The sequence below is a fragment of the Streptosporangium minutum genome, from assembly GCF_002149035.1.
Classification (GTDB): domain Bacteria; phylum Actinomycetota; class Actinomycetes; order Streptosporangiales; family Streptosporangiaceae; genus Streptosporangium; species Streptosporangium minutum.
In genome coordinates this window covers 1-15118 of sequence record NZ_NGFP01000233.1, presented here as the reverse complement: position 1 = coordinate 15118, position 15118 = coordinate 1, and the positions used below count along the sequence as shown (strand labels likewise).

Annotated in this window: 14 protein-coding genes, 2 tRNA genes, 1 rRNA gene and 1 pseudogene; 12 read left to right on the top strand and 6 right to left on the bottom strand. The window is 69.4% G+C overall.

Annotation, left to right across the window (positions count from 1 at the left end):
• Positions 1 to 417 (bottom strand): annotated as a pseudogene (locus tag CA984_RS34905) (ThiF family adenylyltransferase); the annotation flags it as partial.
• A gap of 216 nt (positions 418 to 633) precedes the next feature.
• Between CA984_RS34905 and CA984_RS34900 the strand changes: the two are divergent.
• The 3 genes from CA984_RS34900 (at position 634) to CA984_RS34890 (ending at position 2672) form a co-directional block, all read left to right on the top strand.
• Positions 634 to 1419, top strand: a complete 786-nt coding sequence (locus CA984_RS34900) for an enoyl-CoA hydratase/isomerase family protein (RefSeq protein ID WP_086577690.1) — start codon at positions 634 to 636, stop codon at positions 1417 to 1419.
• Between the two features lie 141 nt (positions 1420 to 1560).
• On the top strand, positions 1561 to 2076 hold the full coding sequence (locus CA984_RS34895; protein ID WP_012894728.1) for a M48 metallopeptidase family protein: 516 nt from the start codon (positions 1561 to 1563) through the stop codon (positions 2074 to 2076).
• A gap of 14 nt (positions 2077 to 2090) precedes the next feature.
• The gene (locus CA984_RS34890) at positions 2091 to 2672 is read left to right on the top strand and encodes a DUF2064 domain-containing protein (protein ID WP_242676338.1); all 582 of its coding nucleotides are present in this window, start codon (positions 2091 to 2093) and stop codon (positions 2670 to 2672) included.
• Between the two features lie 98 nt (positions 2673 to 2770).
• Here CA984_RS34890 and CA984_RS34885 read toward each other — a convergent pair whose 3' ends face one another.
• The 3 genes from CA984_RS34885 to CA984_RS34875 form a co-directional block, all read right to left on the bottom strand.
• Positions 2771 to 3766, bottom strand: a complete 996-nt coding sequence (locus CA984_RS34885; protein WP_242676337.1) for an endonuclease/exonuclease/phosphatase family protein — start codon at positions 3764 to 3766, stop codon at positions 2771 to 2773.
• 83 nt (positions 3767 to 3849) lie between these two features.
• Positions 3850 to 4395, bottom strand: coding sequence for an NUDIX hydrolase (locus tag CA984_RS34880; RefSeq protein ID WP_086577687.1), 546 nt, complete (start codon positions 4393 to 4395; stop codon positions 3850 to 3852).
• Complete coding sequence (locus CA984_RS34875) at positions 4392 to 5690, bottom strand: zinc-dependent metalloprotease (RefSeq protein WP_086577686.1); 1299 nt, start codon at positions 5688 to 5690, stop codon at positions 4392 to 4394. Before CA984_RS34875 ends, CA984_RS34880 begins: the two co-directional genes overlap by 4 nt.
• 79 nt (positions 5691 to 5769) lie before the next feature.
• Between CA984_RS34875 and CA984_RS34870 the strand changes: the two genes are divergently transcribed.
• The 8 genes from CA984_RS34870 to CA984_RS34835 all read left to right on the top strand — a co-directional run bounded on the left by CA984_RS34870 (position 5770) and on the right by CA984_RS34835 (position 13594).
• Positions 5770 to 6843 carry an NAD-dependent epimerase/dehydratase family protein gene (locus tag CA984_RS34870; RefSeq protein WP_086577685.1) on the top strand — a complete coding sequence of 358 codons (1074 nt, stop codon included), beginning with the start codon at positions 5770 to 5772 and terminating at the stop codon, positions 6841 to 6843.
• 122 nt (positions 6844 to 6965) lie between these two features.
• Positions 6966 to 7391: a molybdenum cofactor biosynthesis protein MoaE gene (locus tag CA984_RS34865; protein ID WP_086577684.1), complete on the top strand. Its 426-nt coding sequence runs from the start codon at positions 6966 to 6968 to the stop codon at positions 7389 to 7391.
• Between the two features lie 83 nt (positions 7392 to 7474).
• The gene (locus CA984_RS34860) at positions 7475 to 8521 is read left to right on the top strand and encodes a YlbL family protein (RefSeq protein ID WP_086577683.1); all 1047 of its coding nucleotides are present in this window, start codon (positions 7475 to 7477) and stop codon (positions 8519 to 8521) included.
• Positions 8522 to 8792: 271 nt separating this feature from the next.
• The gene (locus CA984_RS34855; protein ID WP_242676336.1) at positions 8793 to 11711 is read left to right on the top strand and encodes a UPF0182 family protein; all 2919 of its coding nucleotides are present in this window, start codon (positions 8793 to 8795) and stop codon (positions 11709 to 11711) included.
• 74 nt (positions 11712 to 11785) lie between these two features.
• Positions 11786 to 11859 (top strand) — tRNA-Met (locus tag CA984_RS34850).
• A 251-nt stretch (positions 11860 to 12110) separates the two neighbouring features.
• Positions 12111 to 12184 (top strand) — tRNA-Met (locus CA984_RS34845).
• Positions 12185 to 12332: 148 nt separating this feature from the next.
• Positions 12333 to 13100 (top strand): group II truncated hemoglobin, encoded by a 768-nt coding sequence (locus CA984_RS34840; RefSeq protein ID WP_086577681.1) that lies wholly within the window; start codon positions 12333 to 12335, stop codon positions 13098 to 13100.
• Between the two features lie 74 nt (positions 13101 to 13174).
• Positions 13175 to 13594 (top strand): PH domain-containing protein, encoded by a 420-nt coding sequence (locus CA984_RS34835; RefSeq protein WP_086577680.1) that lies wholly within the window; start codon positions 13175 to 13177, stop codon positions 13592 to 13594.
• A 3-nt stretch (positions 13595 to 13597) separates the two neighbouring features.
• On the opposite strand, the gene CA984_RS34830 is transcribed toward CA984_RS34835, so the two are convergent.
• Positions 13598 to 13825, bottom strand: coding sequence for a hypothetical protein (locus tag CA984_RS34830; RefSeq protein WP_086577679.1), 228 nt, complete (start codon positions 13823 to 13825; stop codon positions 13598 to 13600).
• A 53-nt stretch (positions 13826 to 13878) separates the two neighbouring features.
• Positions 13879 to 14280: a hypothetical protein gene (locus tag CA984_RS34825; protein ID WP_086577691.1), complete on the bottom strand. Its 402-nt coding sequence runs from the start codon at positions 14278 to 14280 to the stop codon at positions 13879 to 13881.
• Positions 14281 to 14900: 620 nt separating this feature from the next.
• Here CA984_RS34825 and CA984_RS34820 point away from each other — a divergent pair.
• A 16S ribosomal RNA gene (locus tag CA984_RS34820) occupies positions 14901 to 15118 on the top strand; the annotation flags it as partial.

Below are 15118 nucleotides of genomic sequence, written 5' to 3'. Positions count from 1 at the left end.
CACCCTGCCCGCCCCGTACACCCGCACCTGGGCGGCGCGCCTGCGCTCCAGCGTCGCGAGCCCGCCGTCGGTCGTGCCGGGGGAGAGGGAGAGCGCGTCCAGGTCGGGCTGGAGCCGGTCCCGCGCGGCCATCGTGAGCGTGCGCAGCGGGCCGGGCGGCACCCCGGCGTCGTCCACCACACCCCGGCTGACCAGGAGGTCGAGCAGGGTCTTGCCGTGATCCTCCCCGATCCCCGCCTCGGCCGCGGCCGCCAGCACGCCGGGGAGGTCCCGTACGCCGTCCAGGCTCTCGACCCAGCGGCGGACCTCGGGTTCGAGATCGGCCAGCAGCACCGCGTGCCGGGGATGCAGACCGAACTGCAGGGTGCGCTCGTCGCGCGCGACCCTGCGCAGCGCGGGCTTCAGACGTGGTCTCATAGCCTGCCTTTCCTGGGAGCGTGCCGGTCGAGGGGCGTGTCAGCGCGCCGGCTCCCGCAAGATCCCACGCCCTCACAAGATCCCGAGCGGGTTTCCCGTCGCCTGTGGATAACTCCCGCGCCCCCTGTGGGCGGACGGACGGCCTCCGCGTCCCTCGCGGGCGGGACGGCCCCCGTGTCCCCTGGACGCGGATCCGTCGTGCATTACGCTCGCCGCATGAACGAGCTCTTGATCGACCGGCGGGACGACGGCGTCGTGGTGCTCACCCTGAACCGCCCCGACCGGCGCAACGCGATGACCGACGGGATGACCGAGCAGTGGCGGCAGGCGATCACCGACCTGCGCCGGGACCGCGACGTGCGGTGCGTGGTGGTCACCGGCGCCGGGAGCGCGTTCTGCGCCGGGGGCGACCTGTCCTGGCTCGCCGAGCGCGGCGTCGAGAGCGTGCCCGACCTGCGTGACAGGATGCTCGGCTTCTACCGCACCTGGCTGGCGATCGCGGACCTGGAGGTGCCGACCATCGCCGCGGTCAACGGCGCTGCGGTCGGGGCCGGGCTCTGCTTCGCCCTCTCCTGCGACCTGGTCTACGCCGCCGACGAGGCCAGGCTCGCCGTCCCCTTCACCTCGCTCGGCCTGCACCCCGGAATGGCGGCCACCTATCTGCTGCCCCGCGTCGCCGGGGTGGGGGTGGCCAGGGAGATGCTGCTGACCGGAAGGACGATGCGGGGCGCCGAGGCGGCGTCGGCGGGGCTGGTCACCAGGGCGTTCCCTCGCGAGAGCCTGATGGCGGAGGTGCTGGAGACCGCGTCCGGGATCGCCGCCAACGCGCCCATCGCCACCCGGCTCACCAAGGTCGCCCTCGCGGGCGGCGGGCACGCAGACCTCGACGCCGCTCTGCGCTGGGAGTCCCTCGCCCAGCCGGTCACCATGACCTCAGCCGACATGCTTGAAGGGCTGGCGGCACAGAGAGAACGGCGGGCCCCGCGATTCGGCAACTCCTGAGACAGGCGATATCCAGGTTAATTCGATAAGTCGCCGCCATAACCGATCGGTCTCGCTGAACAATCAACGAACGGGGATTGACCAGCCAGAACGTCTTCTGCCCTCTGGTGTGAATTCGTCATTCTCGGCTACCGTTCATATGTGCCCCCCGAGACAGTCGAGGTCCGTCGAAGTTCTCGTCGCCGGCGGACGGTTTCCGCGTACCGCGACGGCGAGAAAACGATCGTGCTGCTTCCCGCAGGATTGAGCAGCACCGATGAGGAGCAATGGGTACGGCGGATGCTCGACCGGCTCGCGGCCAAGGAGCAGCGCAGACGCCCCTCGGACGACGACCTGCTCGAACGGGCCAGCGAGCTGTCCTCGCGCTATCTGGACGGCAGGGCGATGCCCTCCAGCGTGCGATGGGTGGACAACCAGCAGCACCGCTGGGGCTCCTGCACCCCCGATCACGGAACCATCAGGCTCTCCACACGGCTGCGGGGCATGCCCTCGTGGGTGGTCGACTACGTGATCATGCACGAGCTCGTGCACCTGCTGGTGCCCAGCCACGGTCCCCGCTTCTGGGCGCTGGTGGAACACTATCCCAAGGCCGAGCGGGCACGAGGGTTCCTTGAGGGATTCTCCATGGCGGCCAACGGCGCCGCGGAGGAATGTTGACGGAAGAACGACTGGTGGCGGTTGTCGTCACCCCCTCGATCGCGGGAGCGACCCCACCGGGCGTCGACGCCGCCGCGTTCCTGACGGCCGTTGCCGAGGACACCTACGAGCTCGTCGCCGGGCTCGATTTCGTCTCGCCGGTCCTGGTGACGAGCGTGCCGGGGATGGAGGAGATCGTCTGGCCGGGGACCCCGGTCGTCGAGATCCCCGACCTGTCCGGGGAAGCCCTGGTCAGAGCCGCCTTCGCGGCACTGCCGTACGGCGGGCAGGCGGTCCTGCTGAGCGGCGACGCCCCCGACCTGCCTCCCCTGCTGATCGGCAAGCTCTTCCGCCAGCTCGGCCGGGCACGGGTGGCCGTCTGCCCGGCCGCCGACGGCGGCGCCGTGGCGATAGCCGCCCACCTGCCCTACCCCGACTGGGCCGGGACGGGCTTCGACGAGCACGACCCGGTCAAGGCGCTGCGCGCCGCGGCGCCCGGGCCCCGGACCGTCGCCACCGGGCCGGGCTGGCACCGCCTGCGCACCCCCGACGACCTCGCACGGCTGGACCCCGGCCTGGAAGGCTGGGACAACACCCGGGCGCTGCTCTCGGCGTGAGCGGCCGGCCCCGGACGGATGTCCCGGACCGGCCTCCAGGGCTGGACCGCGTCAGGGCAGGGGCGGGCCGACGGCCGGGCGCCGCTCCCGGAGCCGCGTCAGGACGCGGGCAGGCGCAGGTCGGCGAACACGGCCCGGTGGTCGGTGCCGGGGACGGTGTGGACGCTGACCCCGTTCACCTGCACCCGCTGGTCCACCACCACGTGATCGATGGTGATGAGCGGCGGGATCCGCTTGTTGGCGGGCCAGGTGGGCGTCAGCCCCTCGCCCGCCCGGTCGGCCGAGTCCGCGTACCCCCGGCTCAGGAAGCGGCGCATGACGGCGTGGTCGAGGCTGGCGTTGAAGTCACCGGCGAGGATGCGGATCCTGTCGGGGACGGCCGGGGGGAAGGCCTCCAGCGCCGTCGTCCATTCGCGTATGTGCTCCTCCATCGGCGCGTAGGGGTGGACGTCGACGATCTCGACGGGCTTGACACCGGGCAGGGTGATCGTGGCGGCGGGCATGTTGTGCCCGACCGGCCGGAACATGCCCTCCAGCGGCTCCATCGGATACCGGGCGTACAGGCCGCTGCCGCTCGCACCCGGGTCCGGGGCCAGCAGGCGGTGCGGCAGCAGCTCCCGGAGGCCGGCCGCGTCCAGCTTCTCGACCATCTCCGGGGTCAGCTCCTGCGTGCTCAGCACGTCCGGCCTCAGCCGCCGGACCAGGGCCGTCACGGTCTCGGGTTCGGCCCCGCCGAACAACATGTTGAGGGTCAGCACCCGCAGCGGCGTCCCGGCGGCCTCCGAGGAGCCGATGGCCCTGGGCAGAACGCTGGAGCCGAGCGCCGCCGCGGTGACCAGCGCGACGGCCGTGACCGCCCGGTTGCGGGCCAGCGCGGCCAGAACCACGGGGAGGAGCGAGCCCGCCGCCACGTACGGCGTGCCGGTCATGATCTGGGTGACCAGGGCCCCCTGCTCCAGCCCGGCCACCCTGGCCACGGCCCAGGCGGCGAACGGGGTGACCACCGCCCAGGCGAGAGCCAGGGGAACCCTCCGACGGCGGCGCGGCGGTGTCACGATGGCGCCGCCCACGTCCCTGTCGGCTGTGATGTCCACGCTCACGATGCCCCGTCCCGCTCGTCGCGCCAGTGAGCGGGACGATAACCAAGGGGGCGTGAGACGAGCGTAAAACGCCCCGGCTAGGAGGAGCGCAGAACCTCTCGCGCGCGGCGCGCCAACCGGCGGGTCGCCTCGTCGGAGAGCTCGGGGATCTCCTCCACCGGGAACCAGCGCAGGTCGAGCGACTCGTCGCTGATCACGGCCTCGACATCGGCCGGGGCGACCGCGCCGTACTCCACGTCCAGGTGGTGGCTGTGCGGCGGGTGGCACCAGACCCGGTGCCGGTCAAGGGCGAGCGGGCCGGGCAGCAGCCGCAGGCCGGGGATGCCGGACTCCTCGGTGGCCTCCCGCAGCGCCGTGGCCTCCAGCGAGTCGTCGCCGCGCTCGCAGTGGCCGCCCATGGGCAGCCACATCCCGGCCTTGGGGTGCAGCGTGAGCAGCACCCTCTCGCCGTCGTGGGAGAGCACCGCGGTCGTGGCCGTCAGGTGGCCCGGCACGCACTCGCGCCACATCGCGTCCTCATGGGCGTCCACGTGCCCCAGGAACTCCTCGCGCAGGAGCTCCTCCTGCGCCGTCGGCGCGACCCAGGCCGCGAGCACGCTCTGCGCGTGCGCGCGCAGGCTCACCCCGCGTCGCCCTTCCCGTCGCCCTTGCCGTCCTCGTCGTCCTCTGCGGGAGGCTCCTCCCGCAGGGACGCCTCCAGACCGGACAGGTCGAACTCGGGCTCTCCGCGGACGAAGCCCTCGGGGTTGCCGAGATCGTCGGCGGTGGGCATCAGGTCGGGGTGGCCCCAGACTGCGTCCCGGCCGTCGACGCCGCGGTCGGCCTCCAGCGCCTGCCACAGGGCCGCCGCCTCGCGCAGCCGGCGGGGGCGCAGCTCCAGGCCGACGAGCGTGGCGAAGGTCTGCTCGGCGGGACCACCGGTCGCCCTGCGGCGCCGTACGGTCTCCGCCAGCGCCGCCGACGAGGGCAGCTTGCCGGCGGCGGCGCCGTCCACGACCGTGCCGACCCAGCCCTCGACCAGGGCGAGCATGGTCTCCAGCCGCGCCAGGGCGGCCTTCTGCCGGTCGGTCTCCTCGGGCTTGAGGAGGTTGCCGCCGCTCAGCGCCTGCTGGAGCTGCTCGGGGTTGTTCATGTCCAGCCCGCGGAGCTGCTCCTCCAGGGCGGAGACGTCCACCGTGATGCCCCTGGCGTACTCCTCGACCGCGCCGAGCAGATGCGAGCGCAGCCACGGCACGTGCTGGAACAGCCGGTGGTGGGCCGCCTCGCGGAGGGCCAGATACAGCCGGATCTCCTCGCCGGGCGTCTCCAGACCCTCGCTGAACGCGGCGATGCCGCCGGGCAGCAGGGCGGCGTTGTCGGACAGCGGAAGGCCGATGTCGGAGGAGCCGATCACCTCGCGGGCGAGCGAGCCGATGGCCTGGCCGATCTGCTGGCCGACCATCATGCCGCCCATCTGTTTCATCATGCCCATCAGCGGCCCCGCCATGGCCTGGGCCTCGGCGGGCAGGCCCGCGGCGCCGAGGGTGCCGCTCATGGTCTCGACCATGCGGGCCGCGATCGGGTCGCAGAGCTGCCGCCAGACGGGAACGGTCTTCTCGATCCATTCCGACCGGCTCCACGCTTGCGGGTTGCTCACCCCGCTCGGAAGCGCGGTCGCCTCGTTCAGCCACAGGTCGGCGAGGTTGAGGGCGTCCACGATCTGACGCCGCTCGCCTTCCATGACACTCGGGTCGCCTTCGGCGGCCACGACGTGCCGTGCGATGCTCTTCGCCATGTCCCAGTTGACGGGACCGGAGCTCGGCGGCGCGGAGAGCATGTCTGCGAACTGGCGCATGGCCGCTGCGATCTGCTCCGGGTCGCCGAACATGGCGAACGGATTCTCGTTGGGGTCGTTTTCCCGACCTGGCAAGTCAGTCACCGCTCTACCTCGTGCAGGATGGAGGAGTCCACATCCGCCACGTTATCCGTCGCATGGCGGGTCAGTGCAAAGTGAGGACATGGTGCCTACCTCAAAACGCCTCCGACCCCCGGTCGTCGCCGTCACCGGCGCGGCCTCGGGAATCGGCCGCGCCTTCCTCGCGAAGGTCGCCTCGTCTGCGGATTTCCGCAGGGTCGTGGCCATCGACGAGCAGCGCGGCGACGTGACCGACGTCACCTGGCGGGTGCTCGACGTCCGAGATCCGCTCTTGGCGAACCGGATCTCCGACATCGACGTGCTCGTTCATCTGGGGGGTGACTACGCGCTCGACGCCGACTCCGGAGAGCGACGCGCCTACAACCTGCGGGCCGCCCAGACGGTGCTCACCGCCAGCGCCGCCGCCCGGGTGCGCCGCGTCGTGCTGGTCACCAGCGCCATGGTGTACGGCGCGGCGCCCGACAACCCCGTCCCGCTGCCCGAGGACTCCCCGGTGGCCGCCGAACCCGACACCGGCATGGTCGGCGACCATCTGGAGATCGAGGCGCTGGTCCGGCGCTCGCTGCGCAGCCATCCCGGCCTGGAGGTGACCGTGGTACGCCCGGCCGCCGTGGTCGGCCCGGGCGTGGACAGCGTGGTGACCCGCCACTTCGAGGCACCCAGACTGCTCAGCGTCAAAGGATGCAGTCCGCGGTGGCAGTTCTGCCACGTGGACGACCTGGTCTCGGCGCTGGAGCTGGCCGCGCTCGGCACGGTCTCCGGGGTGGTGGCCGTCGGGAGCGACGGCTGGCTGGAGCAGGACCAGGTGGAGGAGCTCTCCGGCCTGCGCCGGTTCGAGCTGCCGCCCGGGCTGACCTTCGGCACCGCCCAGCGCCTGCACCGGCTGGGCGTCACCCCGGCCCCGGCGACCGACCTGCACTACGTCGTCTATCCGTGGGTGGTCGACTGCTCGGCCCTGCGCGCGGCCGGCTGGAAACCGCTGTGGAGCAACGAGGCCGCCTTCGAACAGCTCCTGGAACTGCGCGAGGGCAGGCACACGGTCGTCGGCCGCCGCCTGTCCGGCAAGGAGGCGACGATCACCGCCGCCGGCGCGACCGTCGCGGTCCTCGGCACCGCCGCGATCGTCCGCGCCGCCCGCAAGAAGCGTCGCGTCTGAGTCCCGGGGCACGGCTCACGCCCCGGGGACCCGCTCTCCCGGGGCGGGCGGCACGGGGGGCCAGGTGTGGACGTCCTGCCGGGCACGGAGGGCTCGTTTCCCGGGGAGGTACGCTCTCTGGCGTGACCGTCATCCGTTTGCTGGGTATTCGCAACAGTGCGCTCTCCGTCGACGAGGTGTACTCCGCCGTCGGTGGCCACGCCGCGGGCGGCACCACGATCTTCGTCGGCACGGTGCGTGAGCAGGACCACGGCAAGCCGGTTACGCGGCTGTCCTATTCGGCGCACCCCAGCGCCGAGGACGAGCTGCGCCGGGTGGCCGAGAAGGTCGCCGCGGACTTCCCGGTGACCGCCCTGGCCGCGGTGCACCGGGTCGGCGACCTCGAGCTCGGTGACATCGCGGTCATCGTGGCGGTCGCCTGCCCCCACCGGGCCGAGGCGTTCGCGGCCTCCCGGCAGCTGATCGACGACCTCAAGAGCGAGGTGCCGATCTGGAAGAACCAGCTTTTCACCGACGGTTCGGCCGAATGGGTCGGGGCCTGCGAGTGAGATCGGGCACAAGCCGTACGATCTGGAATATGACGACGCGTACGCACAGCTCCATGACCGGTCACACGGCATAGGCTTCCCCCATGTCCCGACGAGCGCTGACCTTGATGGTGGCCGGCTTCCTCACGCTCATGCTCGGCGTCGTCGGCGCCCTGCTGCCGGTCCCGTACGTCGTCCTGAGCCCCGGACCGACCGAGAACACCATCGGCGACGTCAAGGGCAAGCCGGTGATCAGCATCGAGGGACACCAGACCTACCCGACCTCGGGCAAGCTCAGCCTCGTCACCGTGGCCTACCAGGGAGGGCCGGGCAACAGGATCGACCTGTTCAGCGCGCTCAGGGGCTGGGTCGACCCGACCGTCGCGGTCGTGCCGGAAGAGACCATCTTCCCGCCGACGAGCACGGCGGAGGAGGTCGAGCAGCAGAACACCCAGGAGATGACCAACTCCCAGGATGACGCGACCGCGGCGGCGCTGACCGAGTTGAAGATCCCCTACAACTCGGTCGTGAGCGTGGCCTCCGTCCAGAAGGGCCTGCCGGCCGACGGGAAGTTCAAGGCCGGCGACGAGATCGTCTCGGTGGACGGGGTGCCCGCGGCCGACCGCGAGACCGTCTCCGCGGCGGTCCGCAAGCACAAGGCCGGCGAGGCGGTCACCTTCACCGTCAACCGCGGCGAGCAGAGCAGGACCGTGGCGGTCCCGACTGTCGCGGCCAAGGACGGCACGCCCATCGTGGGCATCACCATGCAGATCAAGTACAAGTTCCCGTTCAAGGTGCGGATCAACGTCGGCGACGTCGGCGGGCCGAGCGCGGGGATGATGTTCTCCCTCGGCATCATGGACAAGCTCACCCCGGGGGCGATGACCGGGGGCAAGGCGATCGCCGGTACCGGGACGATCACCCCGGAGGGCACGGTCGGCCCGATCGGCGGCATCCAGCAGAAGATGGTGGGCGCCCGCAGGGCCGGGGCCACGGTCTTCCTCACCCCGGCCGACAACTGCGCCGAGGCGACGAAGGCCATCCCCGACGGCCTCAAGCTGGTCAAGATCGAAACGCTCCACGACGCGGTGCAGGCGATCGACGCGGTCCGCACCGGCTCCGGCACCACGCCGAACTGCCCCGTCGGCTGACGGCTTGAGCGTGGACGCGGACCGTGACCGGTGCGCCGGTGAACGGAGCGGGGGATCGGCGCCCGAGCACACCGACCAGGCGTCCGGGCACTGATCCGGCGTCTCGTACGTTGACAGTGGTGGACCCGAGACCTGTGGGGGTTGTGGCCGGACCGTGGCCAAGCGGCTGAGCACGACGGAACCCCTGCCGGTGTAGGTTTTCAAACACGGACCGTGCTCTTACGACAAGGGGTTGGCCTTGAGCTTCCGGACCCCCGGAGCCGGTAGGGCAATGCGCTTGCCCCGCCGGCCACGACTGCTACTTCCTGTCGCGATCGCCATCGTCGCGCTCGTTGCGTTGTTCTTCCTCTTCGCCGGTATCTTCACCGACTACCTCTGGTACGACTCGGTGAACTACACGGCGGTCTTCTCCGGCGTGATCGTCACACAGATCCTGCTCTTCATCGTGGGCGCCGTGCTGATGGTCGGCCTCGTGGGCGGCAACATGCTGCTGGCCTACCGGATGCGGCCGATGTTCGGCCCGGGGATGTTCGGCGGCGCCAGCGGCGCCGACCGCTACCGGATGGCCCTCGACCCGCACCGCAAGCTGATCTTCCTGATCGGCGTCGCCGTGCTCGCCCTGTTCGCCGGCTCGTCGTTCTCCAGCCAGTGGAAGACCTGGTTGGAGTTCACCAACGCCACGCCGTTCAAGGAGACCGACGCGCTGTTCGGCATGGACGTGTCGTTCTTCATGTTCACCTACCCGTTCCTGCGGATGGTGCTGAACTTCCTGTTCGCCGCGGTGGTGCTGTCGGCCATCATGGCGGCGGTCGTCCACTACCTGTACGGCGGCTTCCGGCTCCAGTCGCCGGGCGTGCACGCCTCACGGGCCGCCCGGGTGCACCTGTCGGTGCTGCTCGGCGTGTTCGTGCTGCTGAAGGCGGTCGCCTACTGGATCGACCGGTACGGACTGGTCTTCTCCGACCGGGGCTTCGCGTACGGGGCGTCCTACACCGACGTCAACGCCGTGCTACCGGCCAAGACCATCCTGGCGATCATCGCCCTCATCTGCGCCGCCCTGTTCTTCGCCGGAGTCGTACGGCCCGGCGGCATGCTGCCCGGCGTCTCCTTCGGCCTGCTGGTGCTCTCGGCCATCCTGATCGGCGGGGTCTACCCGGCCCTGGTCGAGCAGTTCCAGGTCAAGCCGAACCAGCAGGACAAGGAACAGGTCTACATCAAGCGCAACATCGACGCCACCAGGAAGGCCTACGGCGTCGACAAATCCGAGGTCACCGACTACACGGCGCAGGGTGACGCCAGCAAGGTCAACGTCACCGCCGACAGTTCGATCTCGGGCGTGCGGCTGCTCGACCCCAACCTGGTCGCCAAGACCTACCAGCAGAAGCAGCGTATTCGCGGCTACTACGACTTCCATGACCCGCTCGACGTCGACCGCTACCCGGATGAGTCGGGCAAGCTGCGCGACACCGTGGTGGCGGTGCGAGAGCTCACCGGCCCGCCGCGCGAGCAGGACAACTGGATCAACCGGCACCTGGTCTACACCCACGGCTACGGCTTCGTGGCCGCGCCGGGCAACGAGGTCGACTCGCAGGGCCTGCCCAACTTCGACGCCAAGGACATGCCGGTGACCGGCCCCCTGGTGCAGCGGACGGGGCTGAAGGAGTCGCGGATCTACTTCGGCGAGTCCCCGACAGCGCCCGAGTACGTCGTGGTGGGCGGTGACAAGAAGCAGGAGCTCGACTACCCGGAGAGCGGCGGCACCGGCCAGCAGAACACCACCTACGTCGGCAAGGGCGGCGTCCCGGTCGGCTCGTTCCTCAACCGGGTTCTCTACGCGGCCAAGTACGGCGAGAAGAACCTGCTGCTGTCGAGCGACATCAACGACAAGTCGAAGATCCTCTACGAGCGCAACCCGCTGGACCGCATCGCCAAGGTCGCGCCGTTCCTGAGCCTGGACGACAACCCCTACCCGGCGATCGTCGACGGCAGGGTGGTCTGGATCGCCGACGCCTACACCACCTCCAACGCCTACCCCTACTCCGACAGCCGGAGCCTGGAGGCGATGACGCGGGACACCGCCACCGACCCGCGCCTGGTGGTGCAGCAGCCGCGCGACCAGATCAACTACATGCGCAACGCGGTCAAGGCCACGGTCGACGCCTACGACGGCACCGTCAACCTGTACGCCTGGGACGAGACGGATCCGATCCTGCAGACCTGGCGCAAGGCCTTCCCCGGCATCATCAAGCCGCAGAGCGAGATGGGCGACGGCCTCAAGCAGCATCTGCGCTACCCGGAGGCGCTGTTCAAGGTCCAGCGTGACGTGCTGTCCCGCTACCACATCGAGGACCCGAACGCCTTCTACAGCGGTCAGGACTTCTGGAACGTCCCGAACGACCCGTCGTCGGGCGAGCGCGACGTCAAGCAGCCGCCGTACTACCTGTCGGTCAAGATGCCCGACACGACGGCCCCGACGTTCTCGCTGACCACCACGTTCGTGCCGCGCCAGGGTCCGAACCTGGCGGCGTTCATGGCCGTGGACGCCACCCCGGGAGCGGACTACGGAAAGCTCCGCATCCTGCGGATGCCCTCCAACACCACGATCCCCGGCCCCGGCCAGGTGCAGAACAACTTCCAGAACAAGTTCTCCGGCGAGCTCAACCTGCTCGGCCTCGGCCAGGCGAAGGTCCGCTACGGCAACCTGCTGACCCTGCCGTTCGCCAACGGGCTGGTCTACGTCGAACCGGTCTACGTGGAGATCGCCGCGGCCTCCGGCCAGGAGCCGTATCCGATCCTCCGCCGGGTCCTGGTCTCCTACGGAGACAAGGTCGGCTCCGCCGACACGCTGGAAGCCGCCCTGCAGCAGGTCTTCGGAGCGGGCGCGGCTCAGCCGGCCAAGCCCGATGTCACCAAGCCGAACACGCCCGCCCAGCCGAGCACCGCACTGAGCCAGGTGATCAGCGAGGCGCAGCAGGCCTACGAGAAGGCGCAGGGAGCTCTGGCGAAGAACCCGCCGGACTGGACCGCGTACGGCGAGGCGCAGAAGGAGCTGGAGAAGGCCCTGGAGAAGTTGAAGGGCGTCGCGGTCCCGTCGGCCACGGCCACTCCGGTCCCTTCGCAGAGCCCGACCCCGGCCCCTTCCGGAAGCCCCACACCAGCGGCGACACCGACGTCCTCACCGAGTCCATAGGGGCTCACGGGCCCCAGCGAGCCGTCTGATTCGCTTCCACCGCCAAAGCCGGGTAGTCTTTAGACACACACCGACGCGGGGTGGAGCAGCTCGGTAGCTCGCTGGGCTCATAACCCAGAGGTCGCAGGTTCAAATCCTGTCCCCGCTACTGAACAGAAGGACCGGATCTCCTCGGAGATCCGGTCCTTCTGCGTTGAGCGGGCTCCCTGGGGCCACGGGACCTTCCGCGTCAGACGGCGGGCTCCCCGAGCCGATCCGGCTCCCCGGAGCGGCGGGGCCTTCCGGTCTCGATCCGGTTCTCCATGGTGGCCGGGCCTTCCGCGTTGATCCGGTTTTCCATGTTGCGCAATCAATTTGCACTCCATCGCCGGGGCCCGGTAGTCTTTAGACACACACCGACGCGGGGTGGAGCAGCTCGGTAGCTCGCTGGGCTCATAACCCAGAGGTCGCAGGTTCAAATCCTGTCCCCGCTACTGTAACGAAGGCCCTGATCTCTCAGAGATCAGGGCCTTCGTCATTTCCCAGGTCATTCAAGATTTTCTGGAGCGCCCAGATGCGCCCAACATCAATTACATGATTACATCGACGCATAGGTTGCATCTGTCACGAAAGGATGGACCAATGATCGTCGAATACATCCGCTATCGCGTCCCCGCCGAGCGGTCAGCCGAGTTCGAGGCCGCGTACCGGCGCGCCGCCGCGCCACTCGCGAGCGCCCCCCAGTGCGTGGACTACGAACTCACCCGATGCGTCGAGGAACCCGCCTGCTACATCCTGCGGATCACGTGGTCCTCCGCCGAGGACCACCTCCAGGGGTTCAGGGGCGGCCCGCACTTCGCGGCCTTCTTCGCCGAGATCCGGCCCTACGTCTCCGACATCGAGGAGATGCGTCACTACGCGCCCACCGGAATCCGGGGCCAGGGCGCCGCGGTGCCGACGCTGTACGACTGGGCCGGCGGGGCGGAGGCCCTCGAGCGGCTCACCGAGATCTTCTACGGCCACGTGATGGAGGACGACCTCATCGGGCCGCTCTTCGCGGGGATGGACCCCGGCCACCCCCGATATGTGGCGATGTGGCTCGGCGAGGTCTTCGGCGGTCCGGACCGCTACACGCGCGAACGCGGGGGATATCCCCACATGCTGTCCCAGCACCTCGGCAAGGGCATCACCGAACCGCAGCGCCGCCGTTGGGTGAGCCTTCTCCTGGACGCCGCCGACGAGGCCGATCTCCCCGGAGACCCGGAGTTCCGTGCGGCGTTCCTCGGCTACATCGAGTGGGGGACGCGCCTGGCGTTCGCCAACTCCCAGCCCGGTGCCGCCCCGATCGCCCACGCGCCGGTGCCGCACTGGGGCTGGGGCGTGGCGCCACCGTACGTGCCCAAGGGCTGAGCGCGGTCGACGTCCCGGTACGGCGCCGCCACACGTATCCGGCCCCGAGCGGTTAGCGTGCCAGTGTGGATGACATGTCCGGACCGGTTCTGCGTTGGCGCGTGCGCCGCGACCTCCTCGTCCTGAAAGGCGTGGGGGCGCTCGTTTTCGCGGTGGCCACCGTACTGAGCGTCGGCGATCCGCGCGGGGTGATCCTGGCGGGCGCGGCGACCGTGATAATGGCCGCGCTGGCCCTGCGTGACGTCCTGGCCCCGGTACGGCTCAGCGCCGACAGCGAGGGACTGGCGGTGGTGAAGGGGTTCGCCGGCTCGCGGCGGCTGCCGTGGAGCGAGGTCGAGCGGATCCGGGTGGACACGCGGACCCGCTTCGCCTCGCGGACGGGGCTACTGGAGATCGACACCGGTGAGGAGATCTTCCTCCTGAGCCGGTTCGACCTCGGCACCCCGTGCCAGGAGGTCGCCGACGAACTGCGCTCCTTCCGGACCGGTTTCTGACCGTCAGGCCCCGATCCCGCGATGCCACGCCGTGACCTTTGAGAGGGTACGGCGCAGCAACAGGCCCGCCTTGTGCAGGGACCAGCCCACCAGGAAGGCCCCGAAGAGGGCCTGCCCGATCCGCGACCACATCGACGCGTCGAAGGCGGCGAACGTCACGACGCCGATCCACAGGACGCCGAAGACGCCCACGAAGACCGTCGCAGCCCAATCCAGTCTCCGCTGCCACATGTCCGAAGTCTTACAGATCTTGCTTCAAGACCAGGTCAATGACGCGGAACGCCTCATCGGGGGAGGCTACGGCTTGTACCCGCGCACCTGCGGGCACGGGCTCCTTTACCGGCCGCCGCGATGGGAGCCTGCTCCAGACAGGCCAGCAGCGCGGCCGCGGTGTGCGCGTCGGCCAGGATCCGGTTCACCTCGTCCTGGGTCGCCGGGAGCTGGCCTCGCTTGCCGAGCTCGTCGGTGAGGAAGGTAAGCGGTTCCGGGTAGCCGGCCGCCTCAGCGGCGACAGTCGCCCGAGCCGCTGTGAGAAGACGCAGGTAGTAGGCGCGAAGTGTCGCCTCGCGCATCCGTGCGTCTTCAAGGTCGCTCAACAGAGACCTGGCGACCCTGATCAGGTCACCGGGGTGATCGGCCTCCGCGTCGATGTGCGCGCGGATGTCGTCGAACTCCGAGCGGGTCATGGTGCTCACCTCCACGGTGGAGTCAGGATCCTGACCCTCGTGCCTACTTCGTATCCAGAGTCGATTGCGGATGGCTTGTTGTCTGCTTGCGCCGTCCGGTTTGGGACGCGCGAGCCCCGGGAATGGTTGGCAAGTTGTCTCTGTGACACGAGAGTCCTGGTACTGTTCCTTCTGCAGGGCAACGAGCCCCGGAAGCCAGAAGGTCTCCAGGTCGGCGAACTGCTCAGCACCTCCCTTCGATCTAACCCGGAGATCCGGGCCTGTCCGCACGATTGGACAAGAGCCGGATGTCAGAGTAAGTTAGAAGGGTTGCTCCGGAGACGGAGCGGTCGACATCCTAACGGATTCGGCGGGTTCGGGTCGGCTGAAGCGAAAAGCGACAGTTTGACACGGACCGGGCGGATCTGGTAGGATGGGAACACGGAATGGAACGCCCTGAAGTCGGGACCACGGTCACGGCGACGGAGAACGCGTCCGTTTCTTGAGAACTCAACAGTGTGTTAAAAGCCAGTGCATGAAGCACAACCCCGTCCAACCCGCCTTCGGTGGGGGACGGATTCCTTTGGTTGATACATCCGACGCGAGTCGGGTGCTTTCAGTCGGGAAAACCTTTCAAACATTGTTTGGAGAGTTTGATCCTGGCTCAGGACGAACGCTGGCGGCGTGCTTAACACATGCAAGTCGAGCGGAAAGGCCCTTCGGGGTACTCGAGCGGCGAACGGGTGAGTAACACGTGAGTAACCTGCCCCCGACTCTGGGATAAGCCCGGGAAACTGGGTCTAATACCGGATACGACCACTTCCCGCATGGGATGGTGGTGGAAAGTCTTTTCGGTTGG

Excerpts from the sequence above, each read along its gene's own strand:
- CA984_RS34900 (WP_086577690.1), top strand. The coding sequence starts at position 634 with ATGAACGAGCTCTTGATCGACCGGCGGGACGACGGCGTCGTGGTGCTC.
- CA984_RS34870 (WP_086577685.1), top strand. The coding sequence starts at position 5,770 with ATGGTGCCTACCTCAAAACGCCTCCGACCCCCGGTCGTCGCCGTCACC.
- CA984_RS34860 (WP_086577683.1), top strand. The coding sequence starts at position 7,475 with ATGTCCCGACGAGCGCTGACCTTGATGGTGGCCGGCTTCCTCACGCTC.
- CA984_RS34855 (WP_242676336.1), top strand. The coding sequence starts at position 8,793 with ATGCGCTTGCCCCGCCGGCCACGACTGCTACTTCCTGTCGCGATCGCC.
- CA984_RS34840 (WP_086577681.1), top strand. The coding sequence starts at position 12,333 with ATGATCGTCGAATACATCCGCTATCGCGTCCCCGCCGAGCGGTCAGCC.
- CA984_RS34835 (WP_086577680.1), top strand. The coding sequence starts at position 13,175 with ATGTCCGGACCGGTTCTGCGTTGGCGCGTGCGCCGCGACCTCCTCGTC.
- CA984_RS34830 (WP_086577679.1), bottom strand. The coding sequence starts at position 13,825 with ATGTGGCAGCGGAGACTGGATTGGGCTGCGACGGTCTTCGTGGGCGTC.
- CA984_RS34825 (WP_086577691.1), bottom strand. The coding sequence starts at position 14,280 with ATGACCCGCTCGGAGTTCGACGACATCCGCGCGCACATCGACGCGGAG.